Below are 18,212 nucleotides of genomic sequence, written 5' to 3'. Positions count from 1 at the left end.
TGTTCAGCTGGAGAAAGAGCGGACGCGGGCGCGCCGGTTCGTGATGATGTGAGGGCAGCGGCGAACAAGCCGGGTCGAGAGGGACGGCTCCAGGCGCGCCGGGTGTGGACAGCAACGGCGCGACGTTTCGGAACGGAGTGGGTTGGATGCGGGAAGTAGTGATCGCCGGTGCGGTGCGTACGCCGATCGGTAAACGGAAGGGCGGGTTGTCCGCGATGCATGCCGCGGACCTGTCCGCGGTGGTGCTGCGGGAGCTGGCCGAGCGGACCGGGGTGAGCCCGCAGCTCATCGACGACGTCGTATGGGGTTGTGTTTCGCAGGTCGGCGACCAGTCCAGCAATATCGGCCGTTTCGCCGTACTGGCGGCGGGGTGGCCGGAATCGATTCCGGGGACGACGGTGAACCGGGCCTGCGGGGCGAGTCAGCAGGCGCTGGACTTCGCGGCGCAGGCGGTGATGTCGGGACAGCAGGATATCGTCGTCGCCGGGGGCGTCGAGGTGATGAGCCGGGTGCCGCTGGGGGCCGCGCGCGCCACCGGACAGCCGTACGGCCCGGCCGTGCTGTCGCGCTACGACGATTTCTCCTTCAATCAGGGGATCTCGGCCGAAATGATCGCCGCGAAATGGGGTTTCGGCCGCTCGGTTCTCGACGAATATTCGGCGCGGTCGCATGAACTCGCCGCCGCGGCGCAGGACCGTGGGGCATTCGACGAGCAGATCGTCGAGGTCACCGCGCCCGCCGGCGAATACGCCGAAGGCGGTGTGGTCGTCGCCGACGAAGGAGTCCGGCGCGACAGCAGTGCGGAGAAACTGGCGAACCTGAAACCGGCGTTCCAGGACGACGGCGTCATCCATGCCGGTAACTCCTCCCAGATCTCCGACGGTGCCGCTGCCCTGCTGATCACCACGGCAGAGCTGGCCGCCCAGCTCGGTGTGCGTCCGCTCGCCCGGTATCGGGCCGGTGCGGTGGCCGGCGCCGACCCGGTGCTCATGCTCACCGGCCCCATCCCGGCCACCGAGAAGGTGCTGCGGAAAGCGGGACTGTCGCTCGCCGATATCGGGGTGTTCGAGGTGAACGAGGCATTCGCGCCGGTCCCGCTGGCCTGGCTCGCGGAAACCGGAGCCGACCCCGGCCGGGTCAATCCGCTGGGCGGTGCCATCGCGCTGGGACATCCGCTGGGGGCCTCCGGTGCCGTACTCATGACCCGGATGCTGCACCACATGCAGGACAACGGAATTCGCTATGGCTTGCAGACCATGTGTGAAGGCGGCGGCACGGCGAATGCCACCGTCGTCGAATTGATCTCTTAGGACGAATATGCGCCGCGATCTGTTCACCCCCGACCACGAGGCCTTCCGGGACCTCGCCCGGGAGTTCATCGAAAAGGAAGTCGTCCCGAACTATCCCGAATGGGAGAAACAGGGACAGATGCCGCGTGCGGTGTTTCGCCGGCTCGGCGGACTCGGCCTGCTCGGCACCGCTGTTCCCGCGGAATACGGCGGTATGGGTGCCCGGGACTACCGGTACAACGTGGTGCTGCAGGAGGAGGCGCAGCGCGCGCTGGTCACCCTCGGTACGGTGCGCACCCAGCTGGATGTGATCCTGCCGTACTTCCTCGAATACGCCGACGGTGACCAGCGGGCCCGCTGGTTTCCCGGCCTGGCCGACGGCAGCCTGCTCACCGCCATCGCCATGACCGAACCCGGTACCGGTTCGGATTTGGCCGGTATCCGCACCACCGCCGTCCGCGACGGCGACCACTACATCCTCAACGGCGCGAAAACGTTCATCACCGGTGGCCTGCTCGCCGATCTGGTGATCGTGGTCGCGCGGACCGCTACCGACCCCGCGAATCGGCGCGCCGGGCTCACCCTGCTCGTTATCGAGGACGAGATGCCCGGCTTCGAACGCGGCCGGGTGCTGGACAAGATGGGCTGCAGAGTCCAGGACACGGTGGAACTGTCGTTCACCGATGTGCGGGTCCCGGTGGCCAACCGGCTGGGGGCCGAAGGCGTCGCCTTCGGCTACCTGGGCCACAATCTGCCGCAGGAACGGATGACGGTGGCGGTGGGTTCGGTGGCGCAAGCCCGGGCCGCGGTAACCGCGACCATCGAATATGTGCGGGAACGCAAGGCATTCGGAACACCCGTGGCCTCGTTTCAGAACACCAAATTCGAACTCGCCGCCATGTCCGCGGAGGTCGAGGCCGCGCAGACCATGGTGGACCGGGCGGTGCTCGATCTGGTGCACGGGCAGCTCTCGGGCGCGGACGCCGCCCGCGTGAAACTGTTCGCCACCGAAACCCAGGCCCGTACCGTGGACCGCTGCCTGCAATTGTTCGGCGGTTACGGCTACATGATGGAGTATCCGATCGCCCGGCTCTACACCGATGCCCGGGTGGCCCGTATCTACGCGGGCACCAGCGAGGTCATGAAAGTTATCATTGCCAAAGACCTCGGCCTGTGATGTATAGCACACTGGATATTTGGTGAGAGGCACATCACATAAGCGCGTTCGAACCTACTGTTTCAACAGTTGGTTTATCGAACGGAGTACCCGGTGATCGGTTCACGGGATGAGCGCGATGATTGCCTCTTCGACACCGAGTGCGAAATCCGCGCGGGCCTGCATCCGGTCGATCTCGTGCGCGCGCACGCCCGGCGCCATCCGCTGCGGCACCGGCTGGCAATTGTCGCCCCGAATACGGTGGATGCGGTCCGGTACGCGGGCGGTTTCATCTTCGACCGGATGATGGGCGGCTGGGAAGTGGTCGCCGTACTCACGGAACACGACGATGTCCGGCCCCTGGAGATCCTCGGCGCCACCGTCCTGGACCTGACCACCGCCCTGGCCTCCCCGGTGCACGCCACCTGGCCGGAAAGCGTGCTGCTGGCACCCGATGTGTTCGTCACCAACGAATGGGTTCGCCGAGGGGCCATCGACTGCCTCGACAAAGGGCTCACCGAACTGGCGGTCTGGGGTGACGATCTGCCCGATGAACTCGCCTGCCGGGTTTTCACGGCGCACCACCGATTGAGCACCGCCGCCCGGGCGTTCAAACGCTGCGCGCTCGGCGCGGCGGGAATCCCGGAGCGCGCGGACGAAAACCTCGAAACCTTCCACAGCGGCGAGGTGCTCCTGGCAGATCTGCGAGGTCGCCAGGCGCTGGTCCGGGCGGTCTGACCGGCAGACTCCGGCGACGCGCGGACGTGACCCGGCCGTGCGCCGGGCAGGCTGTCGCTGTGCTCGCCTCTGGGCCCCTAATCCAGGATGCGCCGGGCGACGTTGGTGGTGACCAGGTCGAGCAGTTCGTCGCCGCGACCGGCGAGGATGGTGCGGATGGCGTAGAGGGTGAAACCCTTCGCCTGCTCCGCCGAGACGGCCGGCGGGATCGTCAATTCCTGCCGTGCGACGACGACATCGACGAGCGCGGGTCCGTCGTGGGCCAACGCCTCTGTGATCGCCGGCTCCAGGTCGCCCGGCTGCTCGACCCGTCGGCCCCATATTCCCATCGCACGGGCGACGGCACCGAAGTCGGGATTGTCCAGGCCGGTACCGAAGTTCACCACCCCGGCCGCCTTCATCTCCAGCTCCACGAAGTTCAGTGACGAGTTGTTGAACACGATCACCTTCACTGGCAGATCGTTCTGCACCAGCGTGAGCAGCTCGCCGAACAGCATCGTCAAGCCGCCGTCTCCGGCGAGGGCGATCACCTGGCGTCCGGGATAGGCCGTCTGCGCGCCGATGGCATGCGGCAGGGCGCAGGCCATCGTGCCGTGGGTGAACGAACCGGTCAGCCGGCGCCGGCCGTTCATGGTCAGATAACGCGCCGCCCAGGTGGTCGGGGAACCGACGTCGAAAGTGAACACCGCATCGTCGGCAGCCGACCGGTTCACCACACCGGCCACGTACTCCGGCCTGATCGGGGTGCGGTCGCGATCGTTGACCGCGAGTTCGTCGAGCGATTTGCGGGTGCGCCGGTAATGCCGCAGTGACCGGTCGAGGTGTGTCCGATCGGTTTTCGGGGTGAGCAGCGGCAGCAGCGCTTCGGCTGTGTCCGCTACGCTGCCCACCATGCCCACGTCGACCGGCGTACGCCGCCCGAGGTGGCTGCCGCGGATATCGACCTGGATGACCGCGGCGTCCTCCGGGTAGAACTGCGTATACGGGAAATCGGTACCGAGCATCAGCAGTACGTCGGCTTCTTTGATCGCCTTGTACCCCGATGCGTATCCGAGCAACCCGGTCATTCCCACGTCGTACGGGTTGTCGTACTCCAGGTGCTCCTTACCGCGGAACGCGTGCACGATCGGGGATTGCAGCGTAGCGGCCAACCGCATGACCTCGTGGTGAGCGCCGCCGGTGCCGGCCCCGCCGAGAATCGTCACCCGCGACCCGGCATTCAGGACGTCGGCCGCCCGGCGCAGGGTGGTGTCGTCCGGCCGCACCACCGACCGGGAAGGTAGTACCGGCCGGGTGCTCCACCGGTCGTCGGGTAGCCGGCTCTGGAACACTTCGCCGGGGATCACCACGACGGCGACCCCCTTTTCTTCCACGGCCGCCCGCATAGCCATCTCCACGATCCGCGGGGCCGACTCCGGGCTGCTGACCAGCTCGCAGTAGACACTGCACTCGCGGAACAACTCCTCCGGGTGGGTTTCCTGGAAGTAGCCGGATCCGATCTCGGCGATCGGGATATGCGCGGCGACGGCCAGAACCGGAACCCTGGTCCGCTGCGCGTCGTACAGTCCGTTGATCAGATGGAGATTGCCGGGCCCGCAACTCCCGGCGCAGACCGCGAGCCGGCCCGTCAGCGCGGCATCCGCTGTCGCGGCGAACGCGGCGGCCTCCTCGTGCCGCACATGCTCCCAGGAGATGCCGTCCGCCCGCCGTATCGCGTCGGTGAACCCGTTCAAGCTGTCGCCGGGCAACCCGTATACGCGGCCGACCCCGCTGACCTGCAGCGCAGAGATCATATGTTGAGCAACAGTCGCCATGGCGCGACCCTACGCGCGCGAGGCTCGATCGTCGGTGAGGCGAAGCGGCGTCGCCGCGGAGCGAGGGAATCGGTGCTCCGGGAGATCGTCAGGAGTGCGGCGGCGTGGTATGCCTGGTTCGGGTGCTGGGCCGGTCGACCCGGTACTCGGTACGTGTGGATCCGGAAAGGGCGGGCAGAGCATGCCGCGGAGCAACCACCCACTCGCGGCGGCACCGTGGGGGTCGCGACTACTCGGGCGCGAGGAGGAGGCCGCGGGAATTCGGCGGCTTCGTATCCAATTGCTGTTGACGGTGCCGATCGTGCTGGCCAACCTGGCCGGTGTATTCGTGTCGATCACGCTGATCGGGTTCGTGCTACCGGGACCGTCGGTGTTCACCGAGAAGATGATCCTGATCGATGCGGTCGCGGCCCCGGTGTACGCGGCGGTTGCCGTGCTGATCGGGGTGTGGTGGGGCACCGCGCGCGGTCTGGGCGCACTGGGCTGGGCGCTCGACCCCGATACGGTGCCCACCGGGAAGCAGCAGGCAGCCGCCGCGGCGGTGCCACGGCGGCTGGTGCGGCTCCAGGCGCTGCTGTGGTTCGGGGGAGTGGTCGTGCTCACGCTGCTGGCCGGACTGGCCGACCCGGGGCTGATCCCCAAGGTTGCCTTCGGTATCACCTTCAGCGCGATCGTGGTGTGCGCGAGTACGTACCTGATCATCGAGTTCGCGTTACGGCCGGTGACCTCGCGGGTGCTGTCGGCGCGGACTTCGCGCTCCCGCAGCGGTATCGGCGTCTTCGGCCGGTCGCTGCTGATGTGGCTGGTCGGTTCGGGTCTGCCGGTGGCGGGCCTGATGGTGGTGGCGGTGGTCGCACTGACCACCGGCGATGTGAGCACCGCACGTCTGGCGGTGTGTGTACTGTCGCTCGGCGGTGCGGCGCTCGTGATCGGCTGCCTGCTGATGACCCAGACATTGGCGGCGACCGTTGCCCCGATCAGCGGTGTGCGCCGGGCGATGCGCGAGGTGGAGAAGGGCGAATTCGATCTCACGCTCGCGGTCTACGACGGCACCGAACTGGGTGAACTGCAGAGCGGTTTCAACGGTATGGTCGGCGGGCTCCGCGAACGCGAGGAGATCAGGGATCTGTTCGGCAGGCATGTCGGGCGCGAGGTCGCCGACGCCGCACTGGCCGGCAAGCCGGAGCTCGGCGGCGCCGAGGTCGAGGCCGCGGCCCTGTTCATCGATATAGTCGGCTCCACCACCATGGCCGCGACCCTGAGCGCGCCCGAGATGGTCACGATCCTCAACAGGTTCTTCGATGTGGTGGTGGACGAGGTGGAAAAGCACGGCGGCCTGCTCAACAAATTCGAAGGCGACGCGGCACTGGCCGTCTTCGGGACACCCGCCCAACTGTCCGACTCCGCGGGCGCGGCACTGGCCTGCGGCCGCGCGATCCGGGCCAGGCTCGATACCGGCAGCGCCGAATTCGAGGCGGCGATAGGTATCGCCGAGGGGCGGGTCGTCGCGGGTAATGTGGGCGCTCGGCAACGCTACGAATTCACGGTGATCGGTGATGCCGTCAACGAAGCCGCCCGGCTCTGCGAACTGGCGAAGCAGGATTGCCTGCTGCTCACCTCGGAGAAGACGGTCACCGCGGCCGCAGCCACCGAGGCCGGCCACTGGGTGCTCGGCGAATCGGTGACGCTGCGCGGCCGGCTCACCCCGACCCGGCTCGCCCGCCCGGTCCAGCGGCCGAAAGCGCCGGGGCGGGAGGCCTGATCACGGTGCAGTGGCGCTGCCCGCCGGGGGCCGCCTACTTCCCCGGCGACGGCACCTCGACTCCCAGCGTGGCCGCGACGGAGTCGGCCAGCTCCGCGCCCTTGGTTTCGAAATGCCGCGTGAAGTACGTCAGATGCTCACTGTGCTCGTGGAAGTGATGCGGGGTGAGAACCGCAGAGAACACCGGGATATCGGCCTCGAGCTGGATCCGCATGAGTGCGTCCACCACAGTGGAGGCGACGAAATCGTGCCGGTAGATACCGCCGTCGACCACCAGGGCGCAGCCGGCGAGCGCGGCGTACCGGCCGGTGGCTGCCAGCCGTTTGATTCGCAGCGGGATCTCGAACGCCCCGGGCACTTCGATCACGTCGACCTCGGTGAACCCGTGCCCGGCGAGCCCGGATCGGCAGGACTGCACCGCCCGGTCGACGATATCGGCGTGCCAGCGGGCGGCGACGAGAGCGATGCGGTTCGAGTCGGGCGACATAATGTACTCCTCTTCGCTATGTCACCCAGGGCATGGCAACGCGAACAGGAGCGGCCCGTATCCGGGCTCTCCGCTGCCGCGTTCTCTTTCATCCGGACTGTGACCGTCGGCTCCGGGATCGCACCGGAATCTGCTCGACCCACCACGAATGGTGGCGCTCGCGGGCTCGTGCGTCCGGATCGGCCCGGATGCCATTACCGCCGGTGGGGAATTCCGCCCCGCCCTGAGAACGTGTACAGCGCGGACTCTAACAACGGGCCGTCGTCGCGGCTACAGCAGCCCAGGCGATGGCCTGCCGACTCGAGGTCATCGGCTTGCACAGGATACGGGCATCGACAAGATATAAGGCGACCGTATCGATGATCGCCTCGCGCACGGGTCCCGCCCCCGGTACGAGGCCCAGGCCGATGCTGCCCGGGGCCCGGGTATGCCTCGACCGCCGGAAGGACGTATATGGGTTCCACACTTTTCGCGGTAGCTTTACCGCTCGCGCTGGGGATCGTGATGTTCGGCCTCGGGCTGACCTTGACGGCCGATGATTTCACCCGGGTCGCGAAGTACCCGAAAACCGCCGTGATCGCACTGGCCTGCCAGCTGCTCGTCCTGCCGCTGATCTGTTTCGGCCTGATCCACCTGTTCGGCCTGGACGGGGTGCTCGCGGTGGGAATGATGCTGCTGGTCGCATCGCCCGGCGGTACCTCGGCGAATCTGTTCAGCCATATCGCCGGCGGTAACGTCGCCCTGAACATCACGCTCACGGCGATCAATTCCGTGCTGGCAGTGGTCACGTTGCCCCTCGTGGTCGCCGTCTCCTACGCGCTGTTCCTGCAGGACAGCGCGGCGATCGTCTTCCATCCCGCGAAGTTCGTGCAGGTTTTCGCCCTGGTCCTGGTGCCGGTGGCGGCGGGTATGTGGGTTCGCCGGCGCTACCCGGACTGGTCGGGCCGGCGGCAGTCCACGGTGAAGATCGCCGCGGCCGGTGTCCTCGTGTTCGTGGTGGCCGCCGCGCTGTTCTCGGAATTCGGCACGGTCACCGAACATCTCTGGGAGCTGGGCCCGATCGCCTTGCTGCTCTGTGTGTGCAGCCTGCTGGTCGGCTATCTGGTGCCCCGGGCCTTCGGTGTGGAACGCGCCGACGCCGTGGCCGCCGGGATGGAGATCGGCGTGCACAACGCCGCGCTGGCCATCACCATTGCGACCACCGTGCTCGGCAACGAGACGATGGCCGTGCCGGCCGCCCTGTACGGATTTCTCATGAACATTCCCGCGGCCGTCGCCGCTGTCCTGTTCGCCAGGTCCCGCCGCGGCGGCCGCGCCTCGGTATCCGCCGAGCCCGCGACTCCACGCTAGGGTCGTACCCGAACGCATCGGTCGCCGCCGTGCCCGAGGCGGGGGAGCGACCTGGTCATCCGGATCTCGGTGGGGAGAAATGGCGCGCCGATGCCGGGTGCCAGAGGGCGATGACCGCGACAAGGCTCGTGGCCAGCACGATGGTGTCGACCACGAGGTTCATTCCCGCGGTGTGGATCCCGAGGATGGTGGACGTGGTGATCAGGCCGCCCGCGAAGATGAGAGTGGCAAGCGGTAGTGCGAGGTAGCCGAAGGTACCGAGGGCTATGGCCGCGGTGACAGCGACGGCGAATACGAACAGGCAGAAGGCATTCGTCGGTGTCCCCCGCCAGGCCGCCGGTAGGAAGCTGAGGCCGACGAACGATGCGCTCGTTCCGAGAAGCGCTGTACCGGCGATCCGTGCCCCGCGTCGCCCCGCCTCACTGGCCAGAGCCAGCCAGATCCACAGCCCGGCCAGGACCATCGCCGACACCACCCCGCCGGCCAGATCCGCCGGCCTGGTCGCGAGGGAGCGGTCGACGAAGGCAACCGCGGCCGAGGCGAGGAGGAACAATGCCACGCCCAGCATGGAGTAGATCGCTGTCAGCACGGTCCAGGGGATGGCGGGCGATCCTTCGTCCGGCACCGGATCCGGCCCGGTCCTGCTTTCCGGTTTTCCGGCCATGACGCCACCTCCGATCCCCGCCCGCGCGTGAACGCGGCTTGTTCAGTCTCCCCGCCGGAGGTGGCGATTTCAACAGAATGCCAAGAGCGCCCGAGTCGTTCGCCGACGATGGGTGGTGACGTCAGGCGCCCGGGTCGAGCAGGATCTTGCCGACGGCTCGACCGGCGGCGATCTCGCCGAGTGCCACGGACGCCTGCTCGAGGGGGAATACGGCGCCGATATGGGGGGATACGCGGCCGGAGGCAAGCAGGTCGGTGAGTTCCTGTTCGTTGCGGGCGAATTCGTGCGGGTCGATATCCTGGAACTGGAAGCCGAGGATTCGCAGACCTTTCACGAGTACCAGGTTCAGCGGGATTCGGGGGACGGTACCCGAGGCGTAACCGATGGTGACGAAGCGTCCGCCCCGGCCCAGCGCGCGCAGGGCGGGTTCGGACAGGTCGCCGCCGACCGGGTCGAGGACAGCGGTGGCGCCGTCGGGGACGACGGTGCGGAGTTGCCGGCGCAGGGCGCCGTCGCGGTGGTCGATCAGATGGGTGGCGCCGTAGGAGTGGGCAGTGGCCAGTTTGGCGGCCGAGGACGCCACCGCGATCACGTTCGCGCCGAGCGCGACGGCCAGTTGTACGGCTGCCAGTCCGACACCGCCGCCCGCGCCGAACACGATCACAGTGTCGCCCGGCCCGACTCCGGCCACCGAACGCAGGCAGTGGTAGGCGGTGCGGTAGGCGACACCGAATGCGGCTGCCGCGTGATAGTCCACGCCGTCCGGGATCGGTGTGAGATCCGCGGCGCAGGCGAGCACCTGATCGGCGAAGGCGCCGTAGCGGCCGGTGCCGGTGACGGGGTCCCCGACTGCGCGGCCTTCACAGCCGGGACCCAATTCCACGATCTCCCCGGCGAACTCGCTGCCGGGTACGAACGGCGGTGGAACGGCGATCTGATATTTGCCGCCGATCAGCAGCACGTCCGGGAAATTGACGGCCGCGGCGCACACCCGTACCCGCGCCTGCCCCCTACCGGGCACGGGTACGGGCCGCTTCTCGATTCGCAGGACGTCCGGTGCGCCGTATTCGGGGCAGACCACCGCCCGCACGGTCACTTCCCCTGCCACACCGGCTCTCGCTTCTCCATGAACGCCATCGCGCCCTCCTCGGCGTCGGCGCTCGCGAACACCACACCCTGCCAATGCCGCAGCCGTTCGGCGGCCTTACCGGGGTCGGTGACCGACAATCGCACCAGTTCCTTACAGGCCGCGACGCCCAGTGGGCCGTTGGCGGCGATCCGTTCGGCGAACGCGATCGCGGTGTCGAGCACCTGATCCGCGGGTGTCACCGCATTGAACAGGCCGATCTCGTAGCCGCGGGCGGCGGTGAAATAGTCGCCGGTCAGGGTGAGCTGCAGGGCGATTCCGAGGGGTATCCGCTCGGCGATATAGGTGCCGCCGCCACCGGGGAACAGTCCGCGCTGCACTTCGGGCAGCCCGAATTTCGCGGTGTCGGCGGCGACGATCAGATCGCAGCCCAGCAGTAGTTCCAGGCCGCCGCCCACCGCGGTGCCGTTGGCGGCTCCGATCACCGGGACCGCCACTGTGCCGCGGGTGAGGCGCTGGAAGGCGCGGTTCTGCGGGGTATCGCTGAAACCGACGTCTTCGCCGCCGGCAAAGGCCCGCAGATCCATCCCAGAGCAGAACGCCTTCGCGCCGGCCGCGGTGAGCACCAGCGCCCGGATGGCGGGATCCTGTTCGGCCGCCAGCACGGTGGCGCCGATCCCGGCGATCACATTCCCGTTCAGTGCATTACGGACTTGTGGCCGGTTCAGCGTGAGGACGGTGACCGCCCCGTGGGATTCGACCAGGAATTCTTCGTCGCTGCTGCTGTGCCGACCGGTAATGGGCGCGGGATTTCCGTGGCTACCCTCCGGGCCTGTCTCGTTCATGAGCGGTACTCCGTTGTTTCGGCGAGCTCGGCGGCCGACCGCATGAGTTCGCCGACGATCGGGCCGAAGGATTGCAGTTTCACATCGTCGCCCGCACGTTGGAACCCCTGTTCCAGCACGATGGCGAGTTTCCATTTGGCGAGCACCAGGTAGTAATCGAGATCATCGACCTGGCGTCCGGACACCTCCGCATAATGCGCCACGACCTGATCGCGCGAGGGCATATCGCGCATATCCACGTACCTGAAATCGCCCGGTGCGGAGGTGTCGGCCGGCCAGTTCTGCACCATCCACGCCAGATCCAGTTTCGGATCCCCGACGGTGCCCATCTCCCAGTCCACGATCGCCGCCAGCCGGGCGGGTGCACCGTTGCGGTACATGACATTCGCGAACTGGTAGTCCCCGTGCATGAGGCCGGGGTGGTAGTCCAGCGGGCGGTGTTCGCGCAGCCAGCGGGTCGCGGTGTCCATCCCGTCGAGTTCGCGGTTTTGATCCGGTCGAAGAAGCCGGTCCACCGGGCGACCTGGCGTTCGTGGAAGCCGTCCGGCCGCCCCAGGTCGTGCAGGCCCCGGTCGCGCCAATCGACCTTGGACAGCAGGGCGATGCCCTCGGCGAGCTGGAAGGCCAGGCCCGCGCGGGCGGCGGGGTCGGTATCGAAGGGCACCGGCCAGACCCGGCGATGGTCCATCGGCGACCAGCCGTCCACGAAACCCATCAGGTAGAAGGTGCGGCCGAGTACGCCGGTATCGGTGCAGACGGCCACAGCGGGCGTATGCGGTACCTCGGTGCCGTCCAGGGCTTCGATGATCCGCCATTCCCGCAGAATGCCGTTGTCCCGGCCGGCGGGCGCGTGTACCGGCGGAATGCGCAGTACGCATCGGTGTTCCCCACGGGTGATCTCGTAGATCTCGTTCTGTGTACCGCCCGACAGCAGCCGGGTCTCCAGCGATTCGCCCTTGCCCGGAAGCCCGGACTCGTCCATCCAGTTCGTCAGTGGCGCGGAATCGATCACAGGTTGTCCACCTCGGGGTCCAGGTATTCGGCGTATTTGGCGTGGGCCGCCGCGAGTCGCCGGGGAATCCATTCGGTCGGCCAGTCGTCGTCGCTGGGCAGGTAGCCGCGGAGCACCTGTTCGGCCACGGTCATCTTGTGCACCTCGGTGGGGCCGTCGGCCAGCCCCAGCACTGCGGCGCCGTGGATCATGGTGAAGAACGGCATTTCATTGGTGGTGCCGAGGGCGCCGTGGACCTGCATGGCCCGCCAGGCGATATCGTGCAGGACGGCCGGCATCACCACCTTCACCGCGGCGATATCCTTGCGGACTCTCTTGTAGTCGTTGTACTTGTCGATCTCCCATGCCGTGTTGAGCACCAGCAGCCGGAACTGTTTCAGCTGGGCGTAGGAATCGGCGATATAGCCTTGGACGAATTGTTTGTCCGCGAGCCGGCTGCCGGCGGTCTCCCGGCTCAGGGCGCGTTCGCACATCATATCGATCGGCAGGAACCAGGAACATCGACATCCCCTTGTAGGGGCTGACCGCCGGATCGGTTACCGCCATGACGATCAGGAACGATGCGGTCCGGCCGGTCAGACTGTGCTGTGTAAACCGATATCGGGCGGCTGGGAATCCGGCGCCTGGGTACTGGATTTCGTCGGCTCCTGGGAATGGACCATCCCCGGCGGCAGTAGCGAAATCCAGCGCACGATCATCGGGGAACGTGGACTGGGCCTGCCCAGGGAACTGGCGGGGGAATGATGAGCGGTGATTTCGGCGAATTCCACGACGAACTGCGCACCGTGGCGCGCGAACTGCTCGGCAAGGCCGGTGACGCGGCGGTCGAGTGGAAGGCCCTGGCCGGCGCCGGGTGGACGGGCCTCGAGGTGGCGGCCGAATTCGACGGCGCCGCGGCGACCTTCACGGAAACGGCGATTCTGCTCGAGGAGATCGGCCGCGCTGCGGCCCGTACCCCGTATCCCGCCGTCGCCACGACGGGTATCGGCGCCCTGTGCTTACTGGAACCGAATACCCGCCGCGACGTCGTACTGCGCGAAACCGTCGCGGGAACTGCGCGCCCCGTGGCGGTACTCGCTGGAAACACGGTGCCGGCGGCCGGCGGCGAAACGGCTTGTGCCGGCACCGGAGGCATAGTACCCACCTTCGAACTGGACCAAACCGGTAAGGCGACGCTGTTGTCGGGTTCGGCGGAGTTCGTCCTCGATGCCCCGTCGGCCACGGTATTGCTGATCCCCGCCCGCGCCGCCGACGGAACTCTCGGTGTCGCTCTGGCCGACGCCGGTTCGGCGGGGCTGGAAATCACCGGACAACCGGTCGTCGACGAGACCCGCATTTTCGGCAAGGTCACCTCCTGGGACATGGCCCTGGCACCGGAGTCGTTCGTCCCGTTCGCGCCCGGCGTAGCCGACCCCCTGCGTCAGCTCTACGACCGCGCGGTCCTCGCGGTCGCCTGCGACAGCCTGGGGCTTGCGGCCGCCATGCTGGACGCGACCATCGGCTACACCCGGGTACGCGAACAATTCGGGCGTCCCATCGGTTCCTTCCAGGCGGTGAAACATGCTTGCGCCGATATGCTGGTGGAGCTCACCATTGCCCGGCAACTGGTCGCCGCCGCCGTCACCGCCACGGCCGCCGGTACCCCCGACAGCGGCCGGTCGGTGAGCATGGCGAAATCGTTCACCGGCGAGGCGGCGGTCCGGATCGCCGGTGGAGCTGTTCAGTTGCACGGTGGAATCGGCTACACCTGGGAAAGCGGACTCCACCGTTACCTCAAACGCGCCACTCTCGATCGCGCCCTCTACGGCTCACCCGCGGACCACCGCCACGCCCTCGCCCGAAGCTATGGGAACCACTGACCGGTGTCGCTCGGGGCATGGGCCGCGCCGGGCCGATCAGGCTGTGGCCCGCCGGATCACCGCCCACGCTCCTGCCAGGCAGCCCAGTGCCAAGAGAACGGGCAGCACGACCAACGGCACCGCTCGTGGCGCGTCGGCGAACCAGCGTCCGATCTCCGGCCACCACTGCAGCCAGGTCATCAGGATCGTTGCCAGGCCGGCGAGCAACAGTACGCCGAGCCCGAGGGTGTAGACGCCGATGACCCGCCAGCGTTGGTGGACCGCGCCGAACAGCAGTCCGATCGCGGCGACCACTGCGAGTACCGCGGCGAACGTGCCGAACTGGGTGAACGAAGCGGCGCCGGTCGCGGCGGGCACCGCGAACATCACCATATTCACTCCCCACCCGCCGGTGGCCTGCTCGACCGCGGTCAGGCCCCACAGCATCAGCGCGAATCCGAGAATCTGCGCCAGCCCGACCAGCACTGTTGCGGCGAAATAGTCGCGTCTGGTCACGCCGAGACCGAGAGCGAATGGGAAAGTCTGCGTCATGGCGGACAGGTAGAACGCCATTATGAGGCCGAGCATTGCGGAGACGGTGCCGGTGACGGCTTCGTCCGCCGAGCCGACCAGGGCGAAAATCGTCCACGAGATCGCGAAGGCGACAGTGAGCACTCCGATGGGCCAGGCGATCAGCAGCGGCCACGCCACGGTGTGGACACGAGCGACGGACAGGGTACGGGGGATCACCGCTGCTCCTTCTCTTTCGAATTGCTGGTTTCGACGATGAGCTGCTGCAACGACACCGGTTCGACGGTGAGACCCAGCGATGTGGCATGTCCCGCGTCGTCGGCACGGCTGTCGGTGCGCAGCAGTACCCGGGCTTGGTTGCCGAGGGATTCGCGCCGAAGCGTGGGCCGGTCCCCGACCACACTGTCGATATCGGCCGTCGCCCCGGACAGTGCGATCGCCGACCCGCGCAACTCGTCGGCGGGGGAATCGGTGACGACCCGGCCGTGGTCGATGACCACCACATGTTCGAGCAGGTCCGCCACCTCGTCGATCAGGTGTGTGGACAACACGATGGTTCGCGGGTTCTCGGCGTAGTCGGCGAGCAGCCGGTCGTAGAACAGCTGCCGGGCCACCGCGTCCAATCCCAGATACGGCTCGTCGAACAATGTCAGCGGCGCCCGGGAGGCCAGGCCGATGATGACGCCGAGCGCGGAGGTCATACCGCGGGAAAGCTTTTTGACCTTGCGGTCGGCCGGTAGGTCGAAATCGCGCAGCAGGTCTCGGGCGAAATCCTCGTCCCAGCGCGGGAGTAGGTGGCGGGCCGCTGCCAGTACGTGGCGCACCCGGTAGTCGGCGGGGTACGGCTGGCTTTCCTGGATGAACGAGACACCGCGCAGGGCTTCGGGGTTCTCGTGCGGGACCGCCCCGTGCACCCGGACCTCGCCCGAGGTCTGGAACAGCTGACCGGTGAGCACCTGCATGAGCGTGGTCTTGCCGGCGCCGTTACGGCCGAGCAGGCCGTAGACGGTGTTCTGCCGCAGGTCGAGGGTTACGTCGTCGAGGGCCGTCACCGAACCGAACCGCATCGTCACCGCCCGCGCGGCGGCGACGACGGCGCCGTCGGTCATCCGGTCCATCGTCGCCGTACTCATAGCGTTCCCTCCCGCTGGTCCAGCATTGCCTTCAGTTCGTCGATCCCCACGCCCAGCTTGCCCGCTTCGGCAATGAGTGGATCGATGTAGAGCTGTGCGAAACGTTCCCTGCGCCGCAGCCGCAGGGCATCGCGCGCTCCCACGGTGACGAACATGCCGATCCCTCGTTTCTTGTACAGAATCCCGTCCGACACCAGCTGATTCAGCCCTTTGGCCGCGGTGGCCGGATTGATCCGGTGAAAGGCGGCGAGCTCGTTCGACGACGGCGCCTGCGTGTCTTCGGGCAGGGACCGGTCGATGATCGAGTTCTCGATCATCTCCGCGATCTGCAGGAAGAGCGGCTTGCCGTCCTCGAGCACGAGCTCACCTCCACCGGTTGAGTGGTTCATTACTCATGTAATGAACCATAGCGCCGGCCGGTCGAGTGGCGCAACTGCCTCCCGGGCTCGCCATATCACCTGGTTCTTGTTCCTCGCACCTGTGCGGGGCCGTGGCCGTACCAGCGGTGGACGGCTCGTCGCAAGGTCCTGGAATCGGTGTATCCGGCACGGCCGGCAATGGATTCCATCGTCAGAGACGTCTCCCGGAGCAGATGGTCCACCCGGCGGTATCGTGCGTATTCCACTTCCGCGCGCCAGCTCGTCCCTTCCTCGCGTAGTCGCCGCTGCAGGGTGCGTGGACTGACTGCCAGTGCCCGAGCCACCAGCGGGAGGTCGGGAAAACCGGATCCCCAGGAGGTCTCGAGGGCGAGATGGAACCGGTCCAGCCAGCCGAGTACGGGCCGAGCCGTGGTGACCACGAGTCGCGCGTGGTGGGTGAGGATCGCGGCGAGCGCTTCGTCGTAGCCCGGCAGCGGCCGGTCGGCATCGGATTCGGCGAAGGTGATCGCGGTGAGGCCGGCGTCGAATTCGATATTCCGGGTGCCGTACAGCTCGACCAGATGCTCGTACGAATCGAGAGCCGGGCGGTCCAGTAGCACGCGCACCGGCGTCAGTGGCCGGCCGGCCGCGGCGCTCGCGGGCGCCTGGATCAGTGCCGGGACCAATTCGCAGATGCACGCATAGGCAGGATTGTCCGGGTAGATGGTTCGCCAGATCACCGAAACATCGTCATCGTCACGGACGATTCGCACCGTATCGGCATTGTTGAGGCCCGCGTCCGAATGCTCGGCACTCACTTGAAGCGCATCGGCGAGCGTGGCTCCCGCGGTGAACAGATAGTCCCAGACGCCCAGCGTGCCCGGCCGCCAGAGATCGAGCAGGAGCCGGCTGCCTCCGTTGTCCCACACCGTCCGATAGATCGTCTCCCAGGCGCGGATCACCGAGGTCGCCGGCAGCCGGATTCCGCCCTGGCCCAGGACGGAAGCGCCAGGGATACGTGCCAGGTCGCGCGGACAGGCTCCCGCTTCCAGCCCGGCGTCGATCAGCCATCGCACCATCTCGGGATTGACGGTGTCGCGCGACGGAACATCGGCTGGGCCGATCCGCTCACCCGGCGACGCCGACGACTTCATACTCGTGATCGTAGTCGGCCGTGGCCGGCGATAGGTATCAGAATGCACCGGCCGGGCGGGCCGCAGTTCCGATCGCGGCCCTTCTGCCGAATTTCATGCCGTACAGATGGTGCGATAATGTTCGGCGATCTCGTCGCTGGTCGCCGGCCAGATATCCGGCTGAGCAGTCAGGAATTCCAGGGCCTGGTCGAGATATTTGGCCCGGAACGGTTGTCCTATGACGAAGGGATGCAGTGCGAGAGCCATTACCCTGCCACCCGTGGCCGCATCCGCATGTAGTTGTTCGTACTGATCGCGGACCATCTGCACGAATTCCGGTCCGGTGACGCCTTTTCCGAACAATCCCAGATCGTTCAGTTCGACCGTATACGGGACGTTCAGCATTCCGGGCACGTGCAGCGGATACGGCTGGTCGTCGTTGGTCCAATCGAGTAGGTACTCGATACCGAGTTCGGCCAGGAGCGCCGGAGTGCCGAAGGTTTCGGTCAATCCCGGCCCGAGCCAACCACGCGGTCGCCGGCCTGTTGCGGACGCGATCGTTTCGACGACATCGGTGAGATATTTCCGTTCCTCGTCGATCGCCATGCCCGCGATCGGTTCGGAGTTGGTTCGCCCGTGCGCCAGCCAGGCCCAGTCGCGTGCCAGGCCGGCTTCGATGATCTGCGGATAGCGCTCGGCGGCGGCGGAGTTCAACAGTGCGCTGGCGCGGACTCCGTGCCGGTGCAGAATATCGGCGATGCGCCAGATTCCCACGCGGGGCCCGTAGTCGCGCCATCCGTAGTTGAGGGGGTCCGGTACCAGTTCGGCGGTGCCGGGCCAGATACTGGTGGACGGACGGTCGATGCGGAAGTATTCGATATTGAGACCGATATAGAACGCGACCCGCGCGCCCCCGGGCCATTCCACGGTGGGTCTTTCGGTGATCGGGCTGTAGTCGAAAATTGTGGGATCGTGGCCAGGCATGAAAGGTACTCCTGAAATTCTGTGAATGTG

The 18,212-nt window shown here is 67.2% G+C and carries 16 protein-coding genes, 3 pseudogenes and 1 riboswitch; of the genes and pseudogenes, 7 read left to right on the top strand and 12 right to left on the bottom strand.

The features are described 5' to 3' along the window. Positions 1–146: 146 nt before the first annotated feature. The 3 genes from IU448_RS25135 (at position 147) to IU448_RS25125 (ending at position 3,183) form a co-directional block, all read left to right on the top strand. A complete protein-coding gene (locus tag IU448_RS25135; protein ID WP_195058161.1) occupies positions 147–1,310 on the top strand; it encodes a thiolase family protein in 1,164 nt (387 codons plus the stop codon). 7 nt (positions 1,311–1,317) lie between these two features. Then, positions 1,318–2,466, top strand: coding sequence for an acyl-CoA dehydrogenase family protein (locus tag IU448_RS25130; RefSeq protein ID WP_195058160.1), 1,149 nt, complete (start codon positions 1,318–1,320; stop codon positions 2,464–2,466). Between the two features lie 93 nt (positions 2,467–2,559). Then, positions 2,560–3,183: a hypothetical protein gene (locus tag IU448_RS25125; RefSeq protein ID WP_195058159.1), complete on the top strand. Its 624-nt coding sequence runs from the start codon at positions 2,560–2,562 to the stop codon at positions 3,181–3,183. 77 nt (positions 3,184–3,260) lie between these two features. Here the strand turns inward: IU448_RS25125 and poxB are convergent, their stop codons facing one another. Next, positions 3,261–4,997 (bottom strand): ubiquinone-dependent pyruvate dehydrogenase, encoded by a 1,737-nt coding sequence (poxB, locus tag IU448_RS25120; protein WP_195058158.1) that lies wholly within the window; start codon positions 4,995–4,997, stop codon positions 3,261–3,263. A gap of 181 nt (positions 4,998–5,178) precedes the next feature. Between poxB and IU448_RS25115 the strand changes: the two genes are divergently transcribed. Further along, the gene (locus IU448_RS25115; RefSeq protein ID WP_195058157.1) at positions 5,179–6,759 is read left to right on the top strand and encodes an adenylate/guanylate cyclase domain-containing protein; all 1,581 of its coding nucleotides are present in this window, start codon (positions 5,179–5,181) and stop codon (positions 6,757–6,759) included. Positions 6,760–6,793: 34 nt separating this feature from the next. Here the strand turns inward: IU448_RS25115 and IU448_RS25110 are convergent, their stop codons facing one another. After that, on the bottom strand, positions 6,794–7,246 hold the full coding sequence (locus tag IU448_RS25110; protein WP_195058156.1) for a 6,7-dimethyl-8-ribityllumazine synthase: 453 nt from the start codon (positions 7,244–7,246) through the stop codon (positions 6,794–6,796). Between the two features lie 76 nt (positions 7,247–7,322). After that, positions 7,323–7,481: riboswitch (FMN riboswitch) on the bottom strand. 218 nt (positions 7,482–7,699) lie between these two features. Between IU448_RS25110 and IU448_RS25105 the strand changes: the two genes are divergently transcribed. Then, complete coding sequence (locus tag IU448_RS25105; RefSeq protein WP_195058155.1) at positions 7,700–8,596, top strand: bile acid:sodium symporter family protein; 897 nt, start codon at positions 7,700–7,702, stop codon at positions 8,594–8,596. Positions 8,597–8,651: 55 nt separating this feature from the next. Here the strand turns inward: IU448_RS25105 and IU448_RS25100 are convergent, their stop codons facing one another. The 5 genes and pseudogenes from IU448_RS25100 to IU448_RS25080 all read right to left on the bottom strand — a co-directional run. Beyond that, positions 8,652–9,260 carry a hypothetical protein gene (locus IU448_RS25100; protein WP_195058154.1) on the bottom strand — a complete coding sequence of 203 codons (609 nt, stop codon included), beginning with the start codon at positions 9,258–9,260 and terminating at the stop codon, positions 8,652–8,654. A 121-nt stretch (positions 9,261–9,381) separates the two neighbouring features. Beyond that, complete coding sequence (locus IU448_RS25095) at positions 9,382–10,350, bottom strand: NADPH:quinone oxidoreductase family protein (protein ID WP_195058326.1); 969 nt, start codon at positions 10,348–10,350, stop codon at positions 9,382–9,384. Between the two features lie 2 nt (positions 10,351–10,352). Further along, positions 10,353–11,192, bottom strand: coding sequence for an enoyl-CoA hydratase-related protein (locus tag IU448_RS25090; protein ID WP_195058153.1), 840 nt, complete (start codon positions 11,190–11,192; stop codon positions 10,353–10,355). Next, positions 11,189–12,174: pseudogene (locus tag IU448_RS25085) on the bottom strand (phosphotransferase family protein). Before IU448_RS25085 ends, IU448_RS25090 begins: the two are co-directional and overlap by 4 nt. A gap of 26 nt (positions 12,175–12,200) precedes the next feature. Beyond that, positions 12,201–12,786 (bottom strand): annotated as a pseudogene (locus IU448_RS25080) (acyl-CoA dehydrogenase family protein); the annotation flags it as partial. On the opposite strand from IU448_RS25080, the pseudogene IU448_RS25075 reads away from it, so the two are divergent. Together IU448_RS25075 and IU448_RS25070 are read left to right on the top strand one after the other, a co-directional pair. Beyond that, positions 12,769–12,948, top strand: a pseudogene (locus IU448_RS25075) (acyl-CoA dehydrogenase); the annotation flags it as partial. The pseudogenes IU448_RS25080 and IU448_RS25075 overlap by 18 nt on opposite strands. Beyond that, positions 12,945–14,063, top strand: coding sequence for an acyl-CoA dehydrogenase family protein (locus IU448_RS25070; RefSeq protein ID WP_195058152.1), 1,119 nt, complete (start codon positions 12,945–12,947; stop codon positions 14,061–14,063). The pseudogene IU448_RS25075 and the gene IU448_RS25070, both read left to right, overlap by 4 nt. Before the next feature lie 36 nt (positions 14,064–14,099). Here the strand turns inward: IU448_RS25070 and IU448_RS25065 are convergent, their stop codons facing one another. The 5 genes from IU448_RS25065 to IU448_RS25045 all read right to left on the bottom strand — a co-directional run bounded on the left by IU448_RS25065 (position 14,100) and on the right by IU448_RS25045 (position 18,182). After that, positions 14,100–14,792 carry an ABC transporter permease gene (locus IU448_RS25065; RefSeq protein WP_195058151.1) on the bottom strand — a complete coding sequence of 231 codons (693 nt, stop codon included), beginning with the start codon at positions 14,790–14,792 and terminating at the stop codon, positions 14,100–14,102. Beyond that, complete coding sequence (locus IU448_RS25060) at positions 14,789–15,706, bottom strand: ABC transporter ATP-binding protein (protein ID WP_195058150.1); 918 nt, start codon at positions 15,704–15,706, stop codon at positions 14,789–14,791. Before IU448_RS25060 ends, IU448_RS25065 begins: the two co-directional genes overlap by 4 nt. Continuing rightward, entirely contained in the window at positions 15,703–16,095 is a 393-nt protein-coding gene (locus IU448_RS25055) for a GntR family transcriptional regulator (protein ID WP_228814212.1), read from the bottom strand. The genes IU448_RS25060 and IU448_RS25055 overlap by 4 nt, the downstream gene beginning before the upstream one ends. A 65-nt stretch (positions 16,096–16,160) precedes the next feature. Next, positions 16,161–17,219, bottom strand: a complete 1,059-nt coding sequence (locus IU448_RS25050; RefSeq protein ID WP_195058148.1) for an AraC family transcriptional regulator — start codon at positions 17,217–17,219, stop codon at positions 16,161–16,163. 93 nt (positions 17,220–17,312) lie between these two features. Continuing rightward, a complete protein-coding gene (locus IU448_RS25045; RefSeq protein WP_195058147.1) occupies positions 17,313–18,182 on the bottom strand; it encodes a polysaccharide deacetylase family protein in 870 nt (289 codons plus the stop codon). Between the last annotated feature and the right edge of the window lie 30 nt (positions 18,183–18,212).

This window comes from Nocardia flavorosea, assembly GCF_015477805.1.
In the GTDB taxonomy this organism is placed as follows: domain Bacteria; phylum Actinomycetota; class Actinomycetes; order Mycobacteriales; family Mycobacteriaceae; genus Nocardia; species Nocardia flavorosea_A.
Note: the sequence above shows the minus strand (reverse complement) of the source record. Positions and strands in the feature narration are given on the sequence as shown.